At 75.3% G+C, this 19,116-nt stretch carries 13 protein-coding genes and 2 pseudogenes; 8 read left to right on the top strand and 7 right to left on the bottom strand.

From position 1 onward, the window contains the following. Positions 1-612 precede the first annotated feature (612 nt). Together D476_RS38995 and D476_RS0112610 are read left to right on the top strand one after the other, a co-directional pair. Positions 613-1,251, top strand: a complete 639-nt coding sequence (locus D476_RS38995; protein WP_026123453.1) for a hypothetical protein — start codon at positions 613-615, stop codon at positions 1,249-1,251. Positions 1,252-2,008: 757 nt separating this feature from the next. Continuing rightward, complete coding sequence (locus D476_RS0112610; RefSeq protein ID WP_083939501.1) at positions 2,009-3,430, top strand: heparan-alpha-glucosaminide N-acetyltransferase domain-containing protein; 1,422 nt, start codon at positions 2,009-2,011, stop codon at positions 3,428-3,430. 377 nt (positions 3,431-3,807) lie between these two features. On the opposite strand, the gene D476_RS0112605 is transcribed toward D476_RS0112610, so the two are convergent. Both D476_RS0112605 and D476_RS39740 read right to left on the bottom strand, forming a co-directional pair. Beyond that, entirely contained in the window at positions 3,808-4,455 is a 648-nt protein-coding gene (locus D476_RS0112605) for a response regulator (RefSeq protein ID WP_017624298.1), read from the bottom strand. 748 nt (positions 4,456-5,203) lie between these two features. Continuing rightward, positions 5,204-6,466 (bottom strand): annotated as a pseudogene (locus D476_RS39740) (sensor histidine kinase); the annotation flags it as partial. 399 nt (positions 6,467-6,865) lie between these two features. Here D476_RS39740 and D476_RS0112595 point away from each other — a divergent pair. The 5 genes and pseudogenes from D476_RS0112595 (at position 6,866) to D476_RS0112565 (ending at position 13,588) form a co-directional block, all read left to right on the top strand. Next, the gene (locus tag D476_RS0112595; RefSeq protein WP_017624296.1) at positions 6,866-7,636 is read left to right on the top strand and encodes an ABC transporter ATP-binding protein; all 771 of its coding nucleotides are present in this window, start codon (positions 6,866-6,868) and stop codon (positions 7,634-7,636) included. Then, positions 7,636-10,173: an ABC transporter permease gene (locus tag D476_RS0112590; protein WP_017624295.1), complete on the top strand. Its 2,538-nt coding sequence runs from the start codon at positions 7,636-7,638 to the stop codon at positions 10,171-10,173. Before D476_RS0112595 ends, D476_RS0112590 begins: the two co-directional genes overlap by 1 nt. Before the next feature lie 482 nt (positions 10,174-10,655). After that, positions 10,656-12,072 (top strand): annotated as a pseudogene (locus D476_RS35635) (MFS transporter). 199 nt (positions 12,073-12,271) lie between these two features. Further along, positions 12,272-12,625: a VOC family protein gene (locus D476_RS0112570; protein WP_017624291.1), complete on the top strand. Its 354-nt coding sequence runs from the start codon at positions 12,272-12,274 to the stop codon at positions 12,623-12,625. Positions 12,626-12,865: 240 nt separating this feature from the next. Then, on the top strand, positions 12,866-13,588 hold the full coding sequence (locus D476_RS0112565) for an FAD/NAD(P)-binding protein (RefSeq protein ID WP_017624290.1): 723 nt from the start codon (positions 12,866-12,868) through the stop codon (positions 13,586-13,588). 81 nt (positions 13,589-13,669) lie between these two features. On the opposite strand, the gene D476_RS0112560 is transcribed toward D476_RS0112565, so the two are convergent. From D476_RS0112560 to D476_RS0112540, 5 genes are all read right to left on the bottom strand, one after another. Then, positions 13,670-14,446: a polyprenol monophosphomannose synthase gene (locus D476_RS0112560; protein ID WP_017624289.1), complete on the bottom strand. Its 777-nt coding sequence runs from the start codon at positions 14,444-14,446 to the stop codon at positions 13,670-13,672. 109 nt (positions 14,447-14,555) lie between these two features. Beyond that, positions 14,556-15,362, bottom strand: a complete 807-nt coding sequence (locus tag D476_RS0112555) for a DeoR/GlpR family DNA-binding transcription regulator (RefSeq protein ID WP_017624288.1) — start codon at positions 15,360-15,362, stop codon at positions 14,556-14,558. 63 nt (positions 15,363-15,425) lie between these two features. Continuing rightward, entirely contained in the window at positions 15,426-15,596 is a 171-nt protein-coding gene (locus D476_RS38230) for a hypothetical protein (protein WP_017624287.1), read from the bottom strand. 97 nt (positions 15,597-15,693) lie between these two features. Further along, positions 15,694-17,022 (bottom strand): MFS transporter, encoded by a 1,329-nt coding sequence (locus tag D476_RS33105; RefSeq protein WP_152529335.1) that lies wholly within the window; start codon positions 17,020-17,022, stop codon positions 15,694-15,696. A 592-nt stretch (positions 17,023-17,614) separates the two neighbouring features. Then, entirely contained in the window at positions 17,615-18,373 is a 759-nt protein-coding gene (locus D476_RS0112540) for a DeoR/GlpR family DNA-binding transcription regulator (protein WP_017624285.1), read from the bottom strand. Between the two features lie 95 nt (positions 18,374-18,468). On the opposite strand from D476_RS0112540, the gene D476_RS0112535 reads away from it, so the two are divergent. Next, positions 18,469-19,116, top strand: a 648-nt coding sequence (locus D476_RS0112535) for a 4'-phosphopantetheinyl transferase family protein (RefSeq protein ID WP_017624284.1), incomplete at its 3' end; no start/stop codon positions are given.

Below are 19,116 nucleotides of genomic sequence, written 5' to 3'. Positions count from 1 at the left end.
GGGGAACGTCGATCCCGGGAGAGGCGGAGGGGGTCGGGGGGTCAGCGGACATTCCGGTCCTCCTCGGCAGGGGGATGGGACCCACCGGTGCCGGGGCGATGCGGGCCGCCCCGGCACCTGGCCCGACGATGGAACCGACCAGCCGGTATGTCAACGCCCCCTTCCCCGTTCGCGACCCGACCGTGACCTGAGGGAACACGAGGCACGGCCATCCGGAGCGTCCCGAACCGCGGCGAGGAAGGGGCAGCGGCCTTCTGCAGCACCGACGACGGCACGGCACGTGCGCGACCACAGGAAGGGGCGACACCGGGACGAGCGGGGCGGCTCCCCCGGCCCCGCCCGTGACCGGTGCCTGCGGTCCAGCCAAGGTGCACGGGGGCGCGGGCAGAGCACGCAAGCCGGCGGGCCCGGCTCCCATTTCAGGAGGTGGACTGCGCCCTTTCCCAGAGCTGCCCCGAATGAGGACGCACGACGTGGTCCGCCCCTGCCGCATCAATCAGTAGATTTGACTCCGAAGCACACAAAAGCCTCGGAGTCGACATGGCACATCCCCCTTACCCGCCGCCTCCTGCCTATAAGGTCTCCTCCCCGCCACCGAGGAGCGGATTCGCGGTGGCGGGCTTGGTCATCGGCATCGTCAATTTCATCGGCTGCTGCGCTCTGGTGATCACGCCGTTCATCGGTCTGTTCCTCGCCTGGGGCGGATTCCAACAGGTCCAGCGCGGAGAGCGGAGCGGTCGCAGGATCGCCATCGCCGGCCTGACCACGAACGCCGTCGCCGTCCCGCTCACCCTGCTCCTCCTGCTCGGGATGTTCCTCGATGAGGGACCGGCCGATGTCGAGACGCCGTCCTCGCCCTCACCGTCGGCCTCGGCCTCCCCATCCGCGTCACCGTCGCCGAGCGCGACGCCCTCGCCCTCCCCGGACGACGCCGACGAGGAGACGGACGAGGACGAGGCACCCACGGCACCGGAAACCGCTCAGGAAACGGAGGAGGAGGCGCCTGAACCCCCTCCTGAGCCCGAGCCCGAACCGGCCCCGGAGACCGAGGAGGAGCAGCCCGGCTCCGGCGGGTCCGGATCGGGCGGCGGCACGGACTCCGGCGGCGGATCCGAACAGGACCGCGTCCAGGGGGTCCACCCCGGGGCGTACTGCGATGAGCACTGGCAGTACGGCTACACCACGAACGGCACGCTGATGCAGTGCACCACGACCGCGACCGATGACCGCTTCCGCTGGCGTTCAGCGTGAGCACGCGCCAGCCCGCCCTAGGAATACGGGGCCGCCCCACTCAGGGGCGGCCCCATTCCGGCCGGGTGTTCTGTTTCGGGTTCATTGGAGGCTCGGAAGCAATGCCCCGCCCTCAGCGGGAGCCTCTTTCCGCTGGTAGAAGCCTGCCTCGAACTCGGCCCGGGCGGCCCGGTCGCGCAGCGTCTCGGGTCGGCGCCCGGCTGCTCGGCGACCCGGATGAGCGCTCCGGGGCGTGTGATCGGGTCCCGGCGGGCCCGGACCGCCATCCTCGTGGCGCGTTCGCGCAGCCCATCGGGGTACTCCCTCGGTGTCGGCATGTCTGTGACCCTTCCCGGGCTTGAGAGCCTCCCTCACACCCGGAACGAAACAAGCGGGTTGCCGGGGTGTGAGGAAGAAGGCGCCAACGGCACAAGCCGGGCGGCCGACAGTGCTGCCGGAGAGGCCGCCGACCTTTCATCGTCGCCGCTGCTCTTCCTCACGCTCCGCCGACTCCGTTACCCCGCCGGGGCCGGTGAGCGGGGTACCTGCTGTGCCGTTGCTGCTGATCAGGGTGGCCATCCACGCGCCGGGCGGCCGACGGCGCTGCCGTAGGAGTCGCCGACCTCCGTCGTCGGCGCCGCCTCCTCGCATCCGACGGTCAGGCCCCCAGGGGGGCGGTCGGCAGAGCGGTTGGGAACGACGGTCGCAGAGTGCTAGGACTGAACACTCAGGGAGACACCCCCACACTCGTCTCCCTCACCCCGCACCTACAAGGACCATGAAGCAGCCTCACCCCGCTCAGCCTGCGACGAATTCGCTCTCCTCGCCGCCGGTACCGGACGGGCGGCCCGTCCGGACCGTCGGCGTGCCCGACGGCGCCGTCCGCGTCCCGGCCCCCGGGCGGGCCCAGGGCCCAGGGCCGGAGCCGCCGGGCGGTCCGGCCGCGGCCGATGCGGCGGCGCCCGACGAGGAGCCTCCCCATCGGCCGCCCTCCGGGCGGTTGGCCGGTGTCGACCTCGCCCGCTACCTCGCCGTCGCGGGCATGCTCATCATCCACTTCGGCGTCCCGTTCCTGGCCCCGGACCGGCCGATCTCGGCGATCGTCTTCACCTACGCCTGGGGCCGCTCCACCATCCTGTTCGCCTTCCTGGCCGGGCTCTCCCTGGCGCTGGTGTCCGGGGGCTCCCGTCCGCACCGGGGGCGGCGCGCCCGCACCACCGCCGCCCGGGTGGCCGTGCGCGGCGCCTCCCTGCTGGCCATCGGCTGGCTCCTGCACGCGGTCATCACCGCCGGCCAGTCCAACCTGACGGTCATCATCACCTTCTACGGCCTGTACTTCCTGCTGGCCCTGCCGTTCCTGCGCCTGCCCGCCCGCTGGGCCGCCACCGCCGCCGCGGTCGCCCTGGCCGCCGGGCCGCAGCTCCGCTTCCTGCTGTGCCGGTCCAACGACACCGACGGCGCCATGGCCGCCTTCACCGATGCGTGGAACGCCTGGGACCCCACCCACGTCTTCCTCGGCCAGGGGGTGCTGGACCTGGGCGTCTACGGCTACTACCCCGCCCTCTCCTACCTGGGCGCGGTGCTGGCCGGGCTCGCGGTGGGCCGCCTCGACCTCGGCTCCCCGCTGGTGCGGCTGCGGCTGGCCCTCGGCGGGGCCCTGCTGGCCGCCGTCGCCTACCGCGTGTCCTGGCACGCCTGGTACAACTACGGCCTCTACGACGCGCTCGGCCCGCGCGAGGAGGTCGTCGGCTCGATCCCCACCGACGACGCCGGGTGGCTGCTCACCAGCATGCCGCACACCTCCACCAGCGTGGAGCTCGCCGGTGGCGTGGGCGTGGCCATGTGCGCCCTGGTCGGCTGCCTGTGGGCCGCCGAGCGCCTGCCCCGGCTGCTCGCCCCGTTCACCGCCGCGGGCACGATGGCGCTCACCGTGTACGCCATGCACACGCTGGCCATGGCCTGGCAGGCGTGGTTCCCCGACCACTTCGTCGGCCTGGCCGGGGCGATCGACGAGAACATGTCCGAGGTGTTCTTCGTCGCCTCGCTCATCGGCGCGTTCCTGTGGCGCAGGATGGTCGGGCGGGGCCCATTGGAGGCCGCCGTCTCAACGCTGGCCAAGGCGGTCGCCCCCGGCCCGAGGACAGGTGCCCACGCGCGGCCGAGGGAACGGCGGAGCGAAGGGGCCGGGGCAGGGGTGTGAGCGGACCTGCCCGCGGCGCCGGGTCCGGCCGACGCGGGCGACCTCTCTGCGGCCCTGACGGCCGCCCGTGACCGCCGTCGGAGGACGGCCGCAGGCGGTCGGGGCCGCCCCGGAACCGTAACGGCCGCGTGCCCCGGTCGGACGGAGATCGATGCCGCGCCCACGTCCGCCGGAGTGGTGTGGTCTCCGTCCGGCCAGGTCAGCCCGTCGGCCCCGGCGCCGGTCCGCCCTCGAAGCCCTGACCGGCGCCGGGGCGGCCGGGGGCCGTCCGCCCAAGGCGTTCGCACCGGGTGGACGTTCCACCACTCCAGCGGACGCGCCCCAAGCCCGCTTCAGGGGACGCCGAGCGCCACCGAAGGGCGCCCCGGTCCGGCGGGTCAGACCCACCCGGCGTCGTGCGCCAGGATGGCCGCCTGCACCCGGTTGGTCATCTCCATCTTCGCCAGGATGCGGCTGACGTGGGCCTTGACCGTCGCCTCGCGCATCCCCAGCTCCCTGCCCGCCTCGGCGTTGGACATGCCCCGGGCGATGGCCACCAGCACCTGCCTCTCCCGGTCGCTGAGCACCGACAGGCGCCGCTCGGCCTCGGTGGAGGCGGGCGCGGCGGGGGCCGCGAAGCGCTCCAGCATCCGCTTGGTCACGCTGGGCGCGAGCATCGCATTGCCCTCGTGCACGGTGCGCACCGCCCCGATGAGGTCGCGCGGCGGGGTGTCCTTGAGCAGGAACCCGACGGCCCCGGCGCGCAGCGCCTGATGCACGTACTCGTCGAGGTCGAAGGTGGTCAACAGCACCACCCGGGGCGGGGTGGGCAGGTTCGCCAGCTCGGCGGCGGCGGTGAGCCCGTCCACCCCGGGCATGCGGATGTCCAGCAGCATGACGTCGGGGGCGGACTCGCGGGCGACCTTGACCGCCTCGGCGCCGTCCGAGGCCTCGCCGACGACCTCGATGTCGTCGGCCGCCTCCAGGATCATCTTCAGCCCCGAGCGGACCAGCTGCTCGTCGTCGACCAGCACCGTGCGGATCATCGGCCGCCTTCCCCGTCACCACCTGCACACGCGGGCACCGCGCCCCGGCGCGCTCCCCCCTGCCACGCGCGACGCTAGCGCATCGCGGGGGCAGCGGCGGACGCCTGCGCCGCGCCCCGGAGGGCGGAGGATCCGGCACACCGGCCATGCGCCCCCTCATGCCTCAGCCCGATCACGCCGACCACGTCCGCTGGAACGGTGTGATCTCCCTCCGGCCGGGTCAGCGCGATCGTCGCGGCCCCGGGGCGGTCCTGCCACCGCGTCGGCGCCCTGACCGGCGCCCTGCCTGTCGGCGGTCGGCCTCCGGCCGCCCCTCGTGGCGGCCAGGACCGCCGTAGGCCACACCACGTGGACGGACGCCACCGTCATGGCCGCTGGAGTCGCCTGGTCTCCGCCCGACCATGCCGCCCCTCGAAACGCCCCCCGATGTACGGCGTTGGGCCGGAAGGCTCCACCACACCAGCAGCACACCCCCTCCTCAGCCGTGGCCGAACGGCCCGGGGCCGGATGCGTTCCAGGGCCCCTGGCCGGACGGCCGACCGTCGAAGGGGCCGGGGCCGTCCGGCGCCCGCATGCCCGGTCCTCCCGCGCCATGGCCCTGAGGGCCCTGGCCCGGCGGTCGGCCGCCAGGCGGTCCCGGTTCGACCGGACCCTGCGCACCCTGCGGCCCCTCCGCTCCCTGCGGACCCGGCCCGCCCGGCTGGGGCCCCGCCCCTTCCGGAGGTCCCTCCTGGCCAGGTGGCGTGTCGCCCTGCCCCAGCGGGAGGACCGCCCGCACCTGCCATCCGCCGTCCGGGTACGGCCCCGCCGTCAGCGTGCCGTCGGCCAGCACCACCCTCTCGTGCAGGCCCGCCAGCCCGTAGCCTCCCCCCATCGGCGGCTCCGGCGTGTCGGCCGTGCGCGGAGGGGGCGGCTCGTTGGCCACCGCCACCTCCAGGTCGCTTTCCCCGTAGTCGACCCTGACCTGCACCCGCGCGCCCGGCGCGTGCCGCCCGGCGTTGGTCAGCGCCTCCTGCACCACCCGGAACGCGGTGCGCTCCGCCTGGGCGGGCAGCGGGCGCATCCGACCGCCGCGGCTCAACTCCACGTCCATCCCGGCGGTGCGCCACTCCCCCACCAGGCGCCCCAGGTCGGCCAGGACCGGCTGCGGCGCGGTGGGAGCCGCGCCCGTTCCGTCGGCCGAGTCGCGCAGCACCCCGAGGATCTCCCGCAGCTCGCCCAGCGCCTCGCGGCCGGTGGTGCGGATCAGCCCCGCGACCTCGGCCGTGCGGTCGTCGGAGGCGTTCACCTCCAGCCCTCCCGCCTGCAGCACCATCATGCTGACCCGGTGCGCCACGACGTCGTGCATCTCCCGGGCGATGCGGGTGCGCTCGGCGTTGATGGCCCGGTCGGCCATGAGGTACTGCTCGCGCTCCAGCCGCTCGGCCCGCTCGCGCAGGTTGCCGATGAGCTGGCGGCGCGTGCCCACCCACAGCCCCAGGGTGAGGGGGAGCGCGATCCCGGTGAGGAGGAAGAAGACGGAGGCGGTCTTCGGGGCGTTCGACAGGGCGAAGGCGACCGCGCCCGCGACCACGATCACCGCGGTCCAGGTGGCCAGCCTGCGGCGGTCGTTGAACCAGGACGCGTAGGTGTACAGCGCCAGCATCGCCGGAACGGGGTTGCCCAGGAGCAGCAGCAGGGCGGCCGCCGCGGTCAGCAGCCACTCGGGGCGGCTGCGGCGGATGACCAGCAGCACCGACACCCCGGCGGGGACCATCAGCCCGAGCACGAGCCCCACGGCGAGCTGCAGCGGGTAGGCCAGACTCGCGATGCCCACGATCGCGACGGTAGGCCCGGCGACCACGCCTCCGGTGGGGGCGATGTTGAACAGCAGCGTCCACGGGAAGGCGCACACGGCCACGAACCAGTCGCCGATCCGGTGGCGGTGCTCCCACCACCATTTCCAGACCCGGACCGGCCCGTTGCCGAAGGCCGCCCGCAGCCGCCCCTCTTCGCCTTCCCCGTAGAACACACCCCGGAGTCTAGGCGGCCCCGCGGCCCCGGTCCTGCCTGGTGAGCGGCGGTTCCCGGCGGGGGCGACGAAGGTCGGTGACGGTCGCGCGCCCAGCGCACGCCGGGGCCGCGCGGCGCCGGAGCGCCCCCGAACTCCCCCGGGCGGCCCCGCGGTACCGACGAAAGTCGGTACCGGGACACCGCCCAAGGCGCCGAACCGTGCCACACCCCCTCCTTTCGGCCATGACGGATATCGGCTTCGCGGCCGAGGTCCGAGGGGCGCCCGGCCCCCTAGCGTGTCCAGGGTCGGTATCCCGGCCGCGAACCCGCCGGACGCCGCACTCTTCCGGACCGCCTCCGAGGGGCCGGTCCGGCCCGCCAGCCCATCGACGGCATTCGACAGCAGGAGCAACGAGACGTGAGCCAGACCGCAGCGGTGGCCGCACCCGACCACAGCACACAGGCGCCCCCCGTGGTGATCGCACGGAGCCTCTCCAAGGTGTACGGGGCGGGCGACTCGGCCGTGCGGGCGCTCGACGGGGTCAGCGTCGAGTTCGCCCGCGGCCACTTCACCGCCATCATGGGCCCGTCGGGCTCGGGCAAGTCCACCCTGATGCACTGCCTGGCCGGACTGGACACCGCCAGCTCCGGCACCGTGCACCTGGGCCGCACCGACATCACCCGCCTCAACGACCGGCAGCTCACCCAGCTGCGCCGGGACCGCATCGGCTTCATCTTCCAGTCGTTCAACCTGCTGCCGATGCTCACCGCCGAGCAGAACATCCTGCTCCCGGCGCAGATCGCCAAGCGCAAGGTGGACCGGGAGCGCTTCGAGCGGCTGATCGACGTGGTCGGCCTGCGCGAGCGCCTGGACCACCTGCCCTCCAAGCTCTCCGGCGGCCAGCAGCAGCGCGTGGCGGTGGCCCGGGCCCTGCTCGGCGCCCCCGAGGTGGTCTACGCCGACGAGCCCACCGGCAACCTCGACTCGCGCTCGGGCGCCGGGGTGCTGTCCTTCCTGCGCGACTCGGCCCGGGACATGGGCCAGACCATCGTGATGGTGACCCACGACCCGGTGGCCGCCGCCTACGCCGACCGGGTGATCTTCCTGCGCGACGGCCGCCTGGTGGACGAGGTGCACGCGCCCACCGCCGAGACCGTCTCGGACCGACTGCTGAAGCTGGAGTCCTGATGCTGCGCACCACCCTGGCCGGGCTGCGCATGCACAAGGCGCGGCTGGTCACCACCGCCCTGGCGATCGCCCTGGGCGTCATGTTCGTCTCCGGCACGCTGGTGTTCAGCGACACGCTGAAGGCGGGCTTCAGCACCAAGATGATGGGGTCGGCCGACGACTTCGCCGCCGTCGCCGTCCCGGCGGTGGACGAGGACGCCCCCGCCGCCCCGGAGGCGCCCCTGCCCTCGCTGCCCGCCGACACCCTGGAACAGGTCCGCGACCTGCCCGAGGTGGCCGCGGCCGGCGGCATGACCCGCGGGGACGCCCCGCTGCTCGACAAGGACGGGCGGTCCGTGGGGACCATGCCCACCGTCGGCATGGGCCTGGGAGAGGGCACCCGCTTCCAGCCCGAGGAGGGCGCCCTTCCGGAGGGGGCCGGCGAGGTCGCGCTGGCCACCACCAGCGCCGAGGCGACCGGGTACGGGGTCGGCGACACCGTCACCGTGCTCGACTCCGAGGGCGAGCGGCACGAGTTCACCGTCAGCGGCCTGGTCGACTTCGGCGTCGACGGCGAGCTGGCCTACCGCGGGGTCGTCGCCTTCGACGAGGACACCGCCCGGCAGATGACCGGGGCCGAGGGGTACTCGGAGATCGACGCGACCGCGGCCGAGGGCGTCAGCGACGCCGCCGTGGTCAGCGCCGTGGAGGGCGTGGCCGGGTCGGACGCCGACGTGGAGACCGGCGCCGACTACGGCGCGCAGCTCGCGCAGAACGCGGGTGCCGACACGCAGGTGCTCACCGTCGGCCTGATGCTGTTCGCGCTGATCTCGGTGTTCGTGGCCGCGATCGTCATCTACAACACCTTCGCCATCCTGGTGGCCCAGCGCCAGCGGGAGATGGCGCTGCTGCGGTGCGTGGGCTCGGCCCGCGGCCAGGTGTTCCGCAGCGTGCTCACCGAGGCGCTGGTGGTCGGGCTCCTCGCCTCCGCGGTGGGCGTCGCCGCGGGCATGGCGGCCGGCTGGGCCGGGTTCGCCTTCGGGGGCGAGGCACTGGGCGCCGACACCTCGCAGTCGCTGGTCGTGGGCCCGCTTCCGGTCGCCGTCGGGATGACCGTGGGCACCGTGATGGCGCTCGGCGCCGCGCTGCTGCCGGCCTGGCGCGCCACCCGCGTGCCGCCGCTGGCGGCGCTGCGCACCAGCGCCACCGCCCAGGGCCTGGAGAAGGGCATCGGCTGGACGCGGATCGTGATCGGCGCCGTGCTGTTCCTCATCTCGGGCGGCATCGTGTTCGTGGCGACCAACTCCAGTTCCCTGGGCACCACCGGCATGGTGCTGACGACGGTGGCCGGCCTGGTCTGCTTCGTCGGCGTCGTGGTCCTGTCGCCGCTGCTGGTGCGCGCGGTCGTCGCGGCCGTCTCGCCTCTCATGCGGCGCATCGGGGTGGCGAGCATGCTGGCCGCCGACAACTCGCGCCGCAGCCCCAAGCGGGCGGCGACGGCGATGATCGCCCTGACCGTGGGGGCGACGCTGATCACCGGCTACGCGGTGGTCAATGCCTCGCTCAAGACCACGATGGACGAGATGCTGGCCGAGCAGTTCCCGGCCGACTACCTGGTCAGCGCACCCATGGACGAGCCGGATGCGGTCATCCCGCAATCGTCGGTGGACGCGCTGAAGGAGTCCGACGCGACCGGCACCGTCATCGAGCAGCGGCAGACCTACATCGCGAGCGACGAGGCCACGGGCGACCTGCCCGTCAGCACCTACATCGGCGGCACGCTCGGCGACGACCTCAAGAACGACGCCGTCTCCGGTTCGCTGGCCGACGTGGGCCCCGGCAAGGTGGCCGTGTCGGAGGGGTACGCGGGCGACCGCGAGGCCGGCGACATGCTCGCGCTGGCCACCGAGGACGGCGAGAAGGACTACGAGATCGCCGCGGTCCTGCAGGACGGCGGGGTCCTGTGGGGCGCGACCCTGACCCCCCGGGACTTCGAGAAGGCGTTCCCGAGCGTGGACGGGACCTCCGACATGCTGGTGAACGGCGCCGACGGCGCCTCGGCCCAGCAGGTGCGCGACGCGGTGTACGAGGCGGTCGCCGACGCCCCCACGGTGGGCGTGGACTCGATGGCCGAGATGAAGGCGCAGTTCGACGACGTGCTCAACATCGCGTTCCTGGCCATCGCGGCCATGCTGGGCCTGGCGATCATCATCGCGGTGTTCGGCATCGCGAACACGATGGCGCTGTCGGTGCTGGAGCGCACCCGCGAGTCGGCGATGCTGCGGGCGCTCGGCCTCGCCCGGGGCCAGCTGCGGCGGATGCTGAGCATCGAGGCCGTGGTGCTGTGCCTGATCGGCGCGGGCGTGGGCATCGTGCTCGGGGTCGTGTTCGGCTGGGCGGCGGGCGTCGCGGCCATGCCGGGCATGGTGTTCACCCTGCCGGTGGCGCAGATCGCGGTGTTCATCGGTGTCGCGGTGGCCGCGGGCCTGCTGGCGTCGGTGCTGCCGGGCCGCAAGGCGGCCGGGCAGTCGATCACGGGGGCGCTCGCGAGCGAGTAACGCAGGCGAGGGCACCTCACCCGGGCGGGGGGCGGGACGGGTCTTTCGGGGCCCGTCCCGCCCCCGCCGTCCGTATCCCCCGCGCTTCTCTCCTCCCCGACGGGCTCCCGGTGCCCGCGGGATCCCGGAGTCCGGGCCGCTACGTCCGGAGGACCGCACCGCCCCTGCCGCCGCGCCCATGCCCCCGGCAGGGCCAGGTGGACCGGGAGGACCGGACGGAGCGGCAAGACCGGGCAGAGCGGGCACTCCGGCGGGCACGGCGCTCGTCCTCCCCGGCGTGCTGTCCCGTAACTCCGGTCCGGCGCGCGTAATGTGACGCCCGGCGCGGTGCAGGGTCCGCCGTCGGCCGCGACGGCGCCGGGAACGCGCCGGAGACGAGGGGGCGCGTGGACACGGGGAGCGACCAGGATCGGGACGGCGGCATCGCATGGGGGACGCCCGCCGCGCGGTGGACGCTGGCCGCCACCGTGCTCGGGTCGGGGATGGCCTTCCTCGACTCCACGGTGGTCAACGTCGCCCTGCCGGTCATCCAGGACGACCTGGGCACCGGGGTGGCCGGCCTGCAGTGGATCGCCAACGGCTACATGGTCACCCTGTCGGCGCTGATCCTGCTGGGCGGATCGCTGGCGGACCGCTTCGGCCGGGTGCGGATGTTCTCCTTCGGCGTGGCCTGGTTCGCCTTGGCCTCGGCGCTGTGCACGGCCGCGCCGACGCTGGAGCTGCTGGTGGCCGGGCGGGTGCTGCAGGGGGTGGGCGGCGCGCTGCTCACCCCGGGGAGCCTGGCGGTCCTGCAGTCGGGCTTCCGCAAGGAGGACCGGGCCCAGGCGGTCGGCGCCTGGTCGGGGCTGACCGGGGTGGCGGCGGCGGTCGGGCCGTTCCTGGGCGGCTGGCTGGTGGACATCGGCTCCTGGCGGCTGATCTTCCTGATCAACCTGCCGCTGGCGGCGGCGGTGCTGCTGATCGCCCGCCGCCACCTGCCCGAGTCGCGGGACGCGGGGGCGCCCGCCCGGATGGACTACGCGGGGGCGCTGCTGGCGGTGGTGGCGCTGGCGGGGATCACCTACGCGCTGATCGAGGCCGGGGCGGGGGCGGTCCCACCGGTCGCGGTGGCGGTGAGCGGGGCCGTGGGCGTGGCGGCGCTGGCGGCGTTCGCGGCCGTGGAGGCGCGCAGCGCGTCGCCGATGCTGCCGCTGGGGGTGTTCCGGTCGGCGCGGTTCACGGCGGCGAACCTGGTGACGGTGCTGATGTACGGGGCGCTGGGGCCGCTGCTGTTCCTGCTGGTGCTGTACCTGCAGGAGGCGGCGGGNGGCGGGGGCGGCGCCCCTGCCGATCACGGTGCTGATGCTGCTGCTGTCGGGGCGGTCGGGCCGCCTGGCCGAGCGGATCGGCCCGCGCGCGCAGATGACGGCGGGCCCGCTGCTGGTGGGGGTCGGCATGCTGCTGCTGTCCCGGCTGACGCCCGAGGCGGGGTATGCGACCGGCGTTCTGCCCGGGGTGCTGGTGGTGGGGCTGGGCCTGTCGGCGGCGGTGGCGCCGCTGACCGCGACGGCCCTGTCGTCGGCGCCGGAGCGGCACGCGGGCGTGGCGTCGGGGGTGAACAACACGGTGGCGCGGGCGGCGCAGCTGATCGGTGTGGCGGCGGTCCCGGCGGCGGCGGGCGTGAGCGGAGCGGCCGGGATCGAGGGCGGATTCGCGGCGGCGATGCTGATCGTGGCGGCGGTGAGCGTGGGCGGGGGCGTGCTGGCGTTCGTCCTGCTGCGTGAGCGGCCGCGGCATGTGGAGCAGCACAAGGGCCTGTTCTGCGGTGTGAGCGGCCCTCCGATGGAGCTGCGCGAGCCGGTGCCGGGCGACGGCGAGGACGGCGGGGAGAACGCGGACGGGCCACGGCCGCCCGGGTGACCGGACGGGCCGATCGGACGCGGTGCCCGTCCCCGCCTCCGTGCGTCCTCCCCTGCCCGCGGCACGCCCGCCTCCGCCCGATCACGGACAGGACCGGGAGGGCTCCCGCGATCCGGGAGGAGCGATGACTTCCAGCCGCGGGAACGGTCTCATCCATGTGAGGCAGCACGGACCGCCTCCCCGGACGGAAGGACCAGCCATGGCCATCCAGCATGTACTCGCCGTCGCCCCGGTCGCGGACCTCGGCGCCGCGCTCCCCTGGTACGAGCGGCTCTTCGGGCGGGCGCCCGACAACCGCCCCATGGAATCGCTCGCCGAGTGGCGGGCCGCCGACACCGGGTGGGTCCAGGTGTGGGTGGACCCGGAGCGGGCGGGCACGGCGCTGCTGAACATGGCGGTCGACGATCTGCCCGCCCACGTGGCGGCCCTCGGCGAGCGCGGCCTGGCGCCCGAGGAGATCCAGGAGGTGAACAAGGGGGTGCGCCTGTCGGCGGTCACCGACCCCGACGGGAACCGGATCACCCTCATCGGAGGGTTCCGGCCCGTCTACTGACCGCCGACCGGCCGTGGCCGTACACGGTGCGCGCCCCGGTGGGCGCCGCCCCCGGTGCGGCGCCCCCGCGAGGACGGGCCCCGACCGTCGGCGACGGGGCACGGCCATCGGCAAAGGGCCACCTGCGCGCCCCGGGCACGCCCCGGGGATCCCGTCCCGGCGCCGCCTGCCCGCGCGTACTCGGCGGTGTCCGGCGCGCGGGGGTTCGCCGGACCGGTGCGGAGGTCTAGACTCCCGGGCATGGACGGATCCGCGGCGCCCGGCGGCGGTGCGGAACCGCTGGTCGCCTTCGCCGGAGGCGGCCCGAGCACCGCGCTGGCCGCCATCGCCCTCCTGCGCGCCACCACCTGGCTGCGCCTGGAATACCGGGTGGTCGTCCTCGACGACGAGGGCCGCTGCGGGCGCGGGTCGGACCTGCACACCTCCGACCGGCTCCCGGTGCCCGCGCGCCTGCTGTCGGCGTTCCCCGACCGCCCCGCCCACCTGCTGGAGTGGGCCCGGCTGAGCGGGCTGCGGTGCACCCCTGCCACGTTCCTTCCGCGCCGCGTCTACGGGGACTACCTGGAGGACACGCTGACGGCGACGGCGGCGTGGGCGGCCCCGTACGCGTCGCTGGAGGTGCGCCCCGCCCGGGTGGCGGGCGCCCGCGCCGATGCCGACCGGGTCAGCGTCGAGACGGGCGGAGCCGCCCCGGTCGCGGCGGGGGCCCTGGTGGTGGCCACGGGCGACCCGCGCGTGCGCACACCGCCCGTGGCGACCGGGCGCGACCCGGCGGAGGGGCTGGCCACCTGCCCGCGCGGCGCCCTGCTCGGCCCGGAGGGGCGGGCGGAGCACCGCTTGTTCGCGGTGGGCCCGGTCCGCCGGGGAGCCGTCGAGGACACCGTCCCGCGCACACGGGACCAGGCGGAACGGCTGGCCTGGCTGATCCGCGACACGGTGCTGCGCGCACAGAGCCGCCGGTAGGCGCAGGGGCCGCCCCTCCCGCGGACCTGCGCCCCCTCGCGGCCGCGGACCTGCGTCCCGTCGCGGCGGCCCGGCGGGTGCTCAGGGACGGGAGCGGCGGTGGCCCCGTTCGTCGCGGCGCAGGCGGAACGGGCGCAGGGCCGACTCCACCTGGACCGCCAGGTCCATCTTGCTGGCGCCCTCCTGGCGGTCCTCGAAGTGGATCGGGATCTCCAGCATCTTCTGCCCCCTCCGGTAGGCCCGGAAGTGCATCTCCACCTGGAAGCTGTACCCCGCGCTGCCGATGGTCTCCAGGTCCAGCGCGCGCAGGGCCTCGGCGGTCCAGATCTTGAACCCCGCCGTCACGTCCCGCACCGGCAGCGCCAGGATCGCCTTCACGTAGGCGTTCGCCCACCCGCTCAGCACCCGGCGGCGCAGGTTCCACTCCTCCGACAGGCTCCCCCCGGCCACGTACCGGCTGCCGATCACCACGCCCGCCCCCGTCGCCAGCGCGGTGCCCAGCAGCTGGGGCACGTACCGCGGCGGGTGGCTCAGGTCGGCGTCCATCTGCACCACGTACTCGGCGCCCTCCTCCAGGGCGCGGGCCATCCCCGCCATGTAGGCGCGCCCGAGGCCGTCCTTGGCGGTCCGGTGCAGCACCCCGACCCGGCCCCCGGCGTCGGCGGCGAGCTTGTCGGCCACCTCGCCCGTGCCGTCGGGCGAGCCGTCGTCGACGACCAGCACCCGCAGCCCCGGAAGGTCGAGTCCGAGCAGCGCCCCCACGAGCACCGGCAGGTTGTCGGCCTCGTTGTAGGTGGGGACGACGACGGTCACCTTGGACGCGGCCCACGGCTCGGGCAGGGGTGCGGGGGTCGGCATGGATCGGCCCTCCTGGCCTCTCGGGGGCGCGGGGACCGGACACCGCCCCCGTCGGCCCCACATTCTTACCGACCGGGGCCGTCGGCCGCCACGCGGACGGGTCCGGGCCTCACTCGCCCCGGTCGGTGTCGAGGACCGCCACGTGCACCAGGGTCCCCGTGTCCTCCAGGGTCATCAGCACCTCGGGGTCGGCCCGGTTGTCGGTGACCAGGTGGGCGATCTGCTCGGGCGGAACCGTCTGCACCATGGTGTCGGTGCCGACCTTGCTGCTGTCGGCGAGCACGATCGCCTCCTGCGCGGCGGCGACCAGCGCCCGGTCGGTGGCGGCCACCGCCGGGTTGGGCGTGCTCAGCCCCCGGTCGGCGGTGACCCCGTTGCCGGTGACGAAGGCGCGCCGCACCCGCAGCCCCGCCAGGGCCTGCTCGGTGGCGGTGCCCACCAGGGCCCGGATGGACGAGCGCAGGGTGCCGCCGGGCATGACCACCTCCACGCCCGGCGCCCCGGACAGCACCTCGGCGGCCGGGAGGGAGGTCGTCACCACGGTCAGGTTGCGCCGCCCGACCAGTTCGCGGGCGAGCGCCTCGGCGGTGGTGCCCGGGCCGAGGGCGATCGCGTCGTCGTCGTCGACGAGCCGGGCCGCCGCGGCGGCGATGGCGCGCTTCTGCGGGGCGTTGTGCCCGGTCATCTGGGCGTAGTTCTGGTCGTGGCCGAGCTGGCCGGGCAGTGCGGCGCCGCCCCGGCGGCGGTCGATCAGCCCCTCGGCCTCCAGGGCGCGCACGTCCCGGCGCACCGTGACCTCCGAGGCGCGCACCTGGGTGGCGATGTCGCGCAGGGCCATGCTGCCGTTGGCGCGCACCAGCTCCATGATCCGTTCGCGGCGTGCCGCCGCGAACGTGGTCCTGCCGTCGTCGGTCATCTCAGTGCTCCGCTCCCCGGGCCGCGCCCTGCGGCCGCGGCCCCGAGGATAACGGCGCCCGGATCAGCAGCCGTGCACGCCGTGCGTGTGCAGGGCGTCGTCGACGGACTCCTCGTCCTCGTCCGCGGTGGTCTCGCCCGCGCCGTCCGCGGCGAACAGGGCGGCGAGGAAGAGGAGCGTCAGCACGGCCAGGACGGCGAGGGACCCGAGACCGAAGAGGGCCGAGAGGGACACGGTGGCCTCCTTGCGCGCTGGTCCGGCCTTCGGCCCGCGGGGGCTGCGGGCGCCCGGGCCGGACGGTCACCTGACGGATTCCCGCTGCGCCTCCGGGTTACACCTGGCCGGGTCCCGCCGCCGGGTCGGATCCGGCCGCCGGGACGGGGCGGCGGGGGCGCAGGGCGCCGGCGGCGGCGACCGCGGCCAGGGCGAGCAGCGCGGGCACGGCCAGGGCGGCGCGCAGGTCGGTCAGGTGGGCGATGGCGCCGATGGCGACGGGCCCGCTGAGCAGGCCGACGTACCCGGCGGCGGCGACCATGCCGAGGTTGCGCCCGGCGCGGGCGGGGTCGTAGGAGGTCGCGGCCGAGAACGCCTGCGGGACCACGCAGGACAGCCCGGCCCCCATCAGGGCGAACCCGGCCAGGGCGACCGGCGGGACGGGGACGGCCAGGGCGAGGCCGAGGCCTCCGGCGGCGGTCAGGCCGCAGGACCGCACCAGCGCCACCGGGCCGAAGCGGGCGGCCAGGCGGTCGCCGACGAGGCGTCCGGCGGCCATGGCGGCGGAGAAGACGGCGAACCCGGCGGCGGCGACGGCGTCGGAGGCCCCGGCGGTGTCGTGCAGGTAGACGCTGGTCCAGTCGGTGGCCGCCCCTTCGGCGACGAAGGAGGCGAAGGCGACGACGCCGAACAGGAGCACCACCGGGGCGATCCGGGGCCGGGGGCGGGCGGGTCCGGCCGACCCGGCGCCGCCCGCGGACGCGTCCTTCCCGTTCCGGTGGGGCCGGCCGTCCGCGTCCACGGGCCCGCTGTCGCGGCCGGGGAGCAGCATCGGACGGGCGGCGAAGGAGGCGGCCGTGCAGGCCAGCGCCACGGTCCAGAAGGCGGCGGTGGCGCTCATGCCGATGTGCGCGCTGAGCGCGCCGCTCCCGGCACCGACGAAGCCGCCGATGGAGAAGGCCGCATGGAATGAGGCCATGATGGGACGACCGTAGGCGCGCTCGACCCGGGCGGCGTGCACGTTCATGGGGACGTCGATCAGGCCGTGCCCGGCGCCGAGGGCGAACAGGGCGGCGAACAGCGCGGGCAGGGAGTGGGCGTGCGCGGGGGCGGCGAGGGCGAGGGAGCCGAAGACGGCGGCGGGCAGTGTGGCGGCCGCGCTGCCGAAGCGGTCGGTGGCGCGCCCGGCGACCTGCATGGCGGCGAGCGCTCCGACGGCCAGCCCCAGCAGGCCCACGCTCAGGGCGCCGTCGTCGACGCCGACCTGGGCCTTGATGTCGGGCACCCGCGAGGCCCAGGTCGCCAGGATCACCCCGGCGACGAAGAAGTACACCACGACGGCGCCACGGGCCCGCCGCAGGCGTCGGTCGGGGGTCGCGCGCGTCCGTGGAGACGGCACCGCGCCTCCGGAAGCGGCCGCTGCACTGTCGACACCGGTCTCGGGCACGGTCTCTCCTATCTCGGTCATCACGGTCGCGGGAGGTCCTGCGACGTCATCGGGGTGGGAGGGGGCGGCGGGGCACGGCGGAACGGCCGGCACCCCGCCCGCGGCCCCGGCAGGGCGCCGGGCTGGTGGAGTCCACGGTGGTAGGCGGCGAGGGAGAGGGGGCCGAGGAGGGGGTCCGCGGCCCTTGCGGCGGCGTCGTCGGGCGTCCGGCGTGCGGGGGCACCGTGACCGGCGGCGGAGGCGGGGGTGGTTCCCCGGCTCTGCCCGCCGTCCTCCGGGGTTCCTCGCGGTCCGGACGGGCGGCGCGGCCGGATGGACTGGTGGGCGCCCGCGCTGATGGCGGCCGCCGGGGCGGTACAGGGGACCAAGGGCGGCCGAGGGCACTGCCTCCAGGGTCGACGATCCGTTCCTCGTCGCCGCCCCTGCCGCACACGCCGCCGACCCGCCGCCCGGCCGGAGGCCCTGGGCGGGGCACCTGCCGCGCCGCAGCCGCCGGTCCCCCTGGGCCGCACGTGATCCGGAGGCCGACCGGCGACAGGGGAGGCAACCGCACCGCCCATCGCCGCCCCGGCCCTTCCGGCGGCCCTTGGCCCTACACCGTGACCACGTCGACGCCCGCCGCGCGGATCTCGGCCACCGCGTCCTCCGGGGCGTCGGCGTCGGTCACCAGCGTGTCGATCTCCCCCACCGGGCACACGTGCCCCATCGTCACCAGCCCGATCTTCGTCGAGTCCGCCGCCGCGATGGTCCGCTGCGAGGAGCGCATCATCGCCCGCTTGACCGCCACGTCCTGCAGGTCGTGCGCCGTGACGCCGTCCCCCGCCGAAACACCGCAGCACCCCAGCACCGCCGCGTCGAAGCGCACCGCCGCCAGCGACGCCTCGGCCAGGGGCCCATGCAGGTTCAGCTCCCCCGGGCGCACCTCGCCCCCGGCGGCCAGGACCGTCGTCTCCGCCGACCGCGCCAGCACGTCGGCCCCCTGCAGCGACAGCGGCATGACGGTGACCGGGCGCCCCGCGAGTTCGCGGGCCACCTCCAGCGCCGTCGTCCCGCTGTCGAGGGCCACGGCCGCCCCCGTCGGCACCAGGGCGGCCACCCGGGCGGCGATGCGCCGCTTCGCCTCCACCGCCTGGCGCTCGCGCAGCACATAGGGCGGCTCCTGCCCGCGCGGGACGAGGCTGACCGCCCCGCCGCGCACCCGGCGCAGGACGCCCTGCGACTCCAGCCGGTCCAGGTCGCGGCGGATCGTCATCTCCGAGTGGCCGCTGGCCTCCGCCAGTTCGGCGACGCCCACCTCACCGGCGTCCTTCAGCCGGGCGACCACCAGGTCCACCCGTTCCGCACTGTCCATGGCCACATTCAAACACCATTGATGTTCGTTTCGCAATTCAACGAACACGAAAATTGATCGGACGACATTGCGCCCTGATCCGCCACAATGGGACGGTGAGCGACGCACGGGTGCACTGCGACGTATGGTGGGCCACGCCCGCCCAGGCCCATCCCGACCTCGGACGGTTCCTCGACGCGCGCGAGCGCGAGCGCCACGCCCGGTTCCGCCGACAGGCCGACCGCGACCGCTACATCGTCGCGCACGCCCTCGCCCGCCTCGCCGTGGCGCGCGAGGCGGGCTGTCCGCCGGAGGCGGTCGAGTTCGACCTGCACTGCCGCAACTGCGACGGCGCCGACCGCGAACCGCACGGCAAGCCCGTTCCCGCCGGTCCCGCCGCCGGGCTGGAGGTCTCCATCAGCCACTCGGGCGAACGGGTGGCGCTCGCCGTGGCGCGGGGGGTGCCGGTCGGCATCGACGTCGAGGAGGTCTCCTCCCGGCGCGACACCTCCGCACTGGCCGAGATGGCGCTCGCCCCCGCGGAGCGGGAGGTGCTCGCCGCACTGCCCGCCGACCGCGCGGCCGAGGGCTTCTTCACCTACTGGGCCCGGAAGGAGGCGCTGCTCAAGGCGAGCGGCGAAGGCATCTACGCGGGTCTGACCTCCGTGGAGGTGTCCTCCCCCGCCGCGCCCGGGCGGGTGGTGGCCTGGGCCTCGCCCGGCGCCCCGCCGCCCGGGCGGGTGCGCCTGGTCGACCTGGACGCG

Origin of the sequence: Nocardiopsis chromatogenes YIM 90109, assembly GCF_000341185.1 — a bacterium.
Lineage (GTDB): Bacteria > Actinomycetota > Actinomycetes > Streptosporangiales > Streptosporangiaceae > Nocardiopsis_A > Nocardiopsis_A chromatogenes.
The sequence above is the reverse complement of the archived record's forward strand: the minus strand, read 5'-3'. Positions and strand labels throughout refer to the sequence as shown.

Bases quoted from the DNA above. Each gene is read 5' to 3' on its own strand.
- D476_RS0112590 (WP_017624295.1), top strand. From the start codon at position 7,636: ATGCTGCGCACCACCCTGGCCGGGCTGCGCATGCACAAGGCGCGGCTG.
- D476_RS0112555 (WP_017624288.1), bottom strand. From the start codon at position 15,362: ATGACCGACGACGGCAGGACCACGTTCGCGGCGGCACGCCGCGAACGG.
- D476_RS0112610 (WP_083939501.1), top strand. From the start codon at position 2,009: ATGAAGCAGCCTCACCCCGCTCAGCCTGCGACGAATTCGCTCTCCTCG.
- D476_RS0112560 (WP_017624289.1), bottom strand. From the start codon at position 14,446: ATGCCGACCCCCGCACCCCTGCCCGAGCCGTGGGCCGCGTCCAAGGTG.
- D476_RS0112605 (WP_017624298.1), bottom strand. From the start codon at position 4,455: ATGATCCGCACGGTGCTGGTCGACGACGAGCAGCTGGTCCGCTCGGGG.
- D476_RS0112540 (WP_017624285.1), bottom strand. From the start codon at position 18,373: ATGGACAGTGCGGAACGGGTGGACCTGGTGGTCGCCCGGCTGAAGGAC.
- D476_RS0112565 (WP_017624290.1), top strand. From the start codon at position 12,866: ATGGACGGATCCGCGGCGCCCGGCGGCGGTGCGGAACCGCTGGTCGCC.
- D476_RS0112570 (WP_017624291.1), top strand. From the start codon at position 12,272: ATGGCCATCCAGCATGTACTCGCCGTCGCCCCGGTCGCGGACCTCGGC.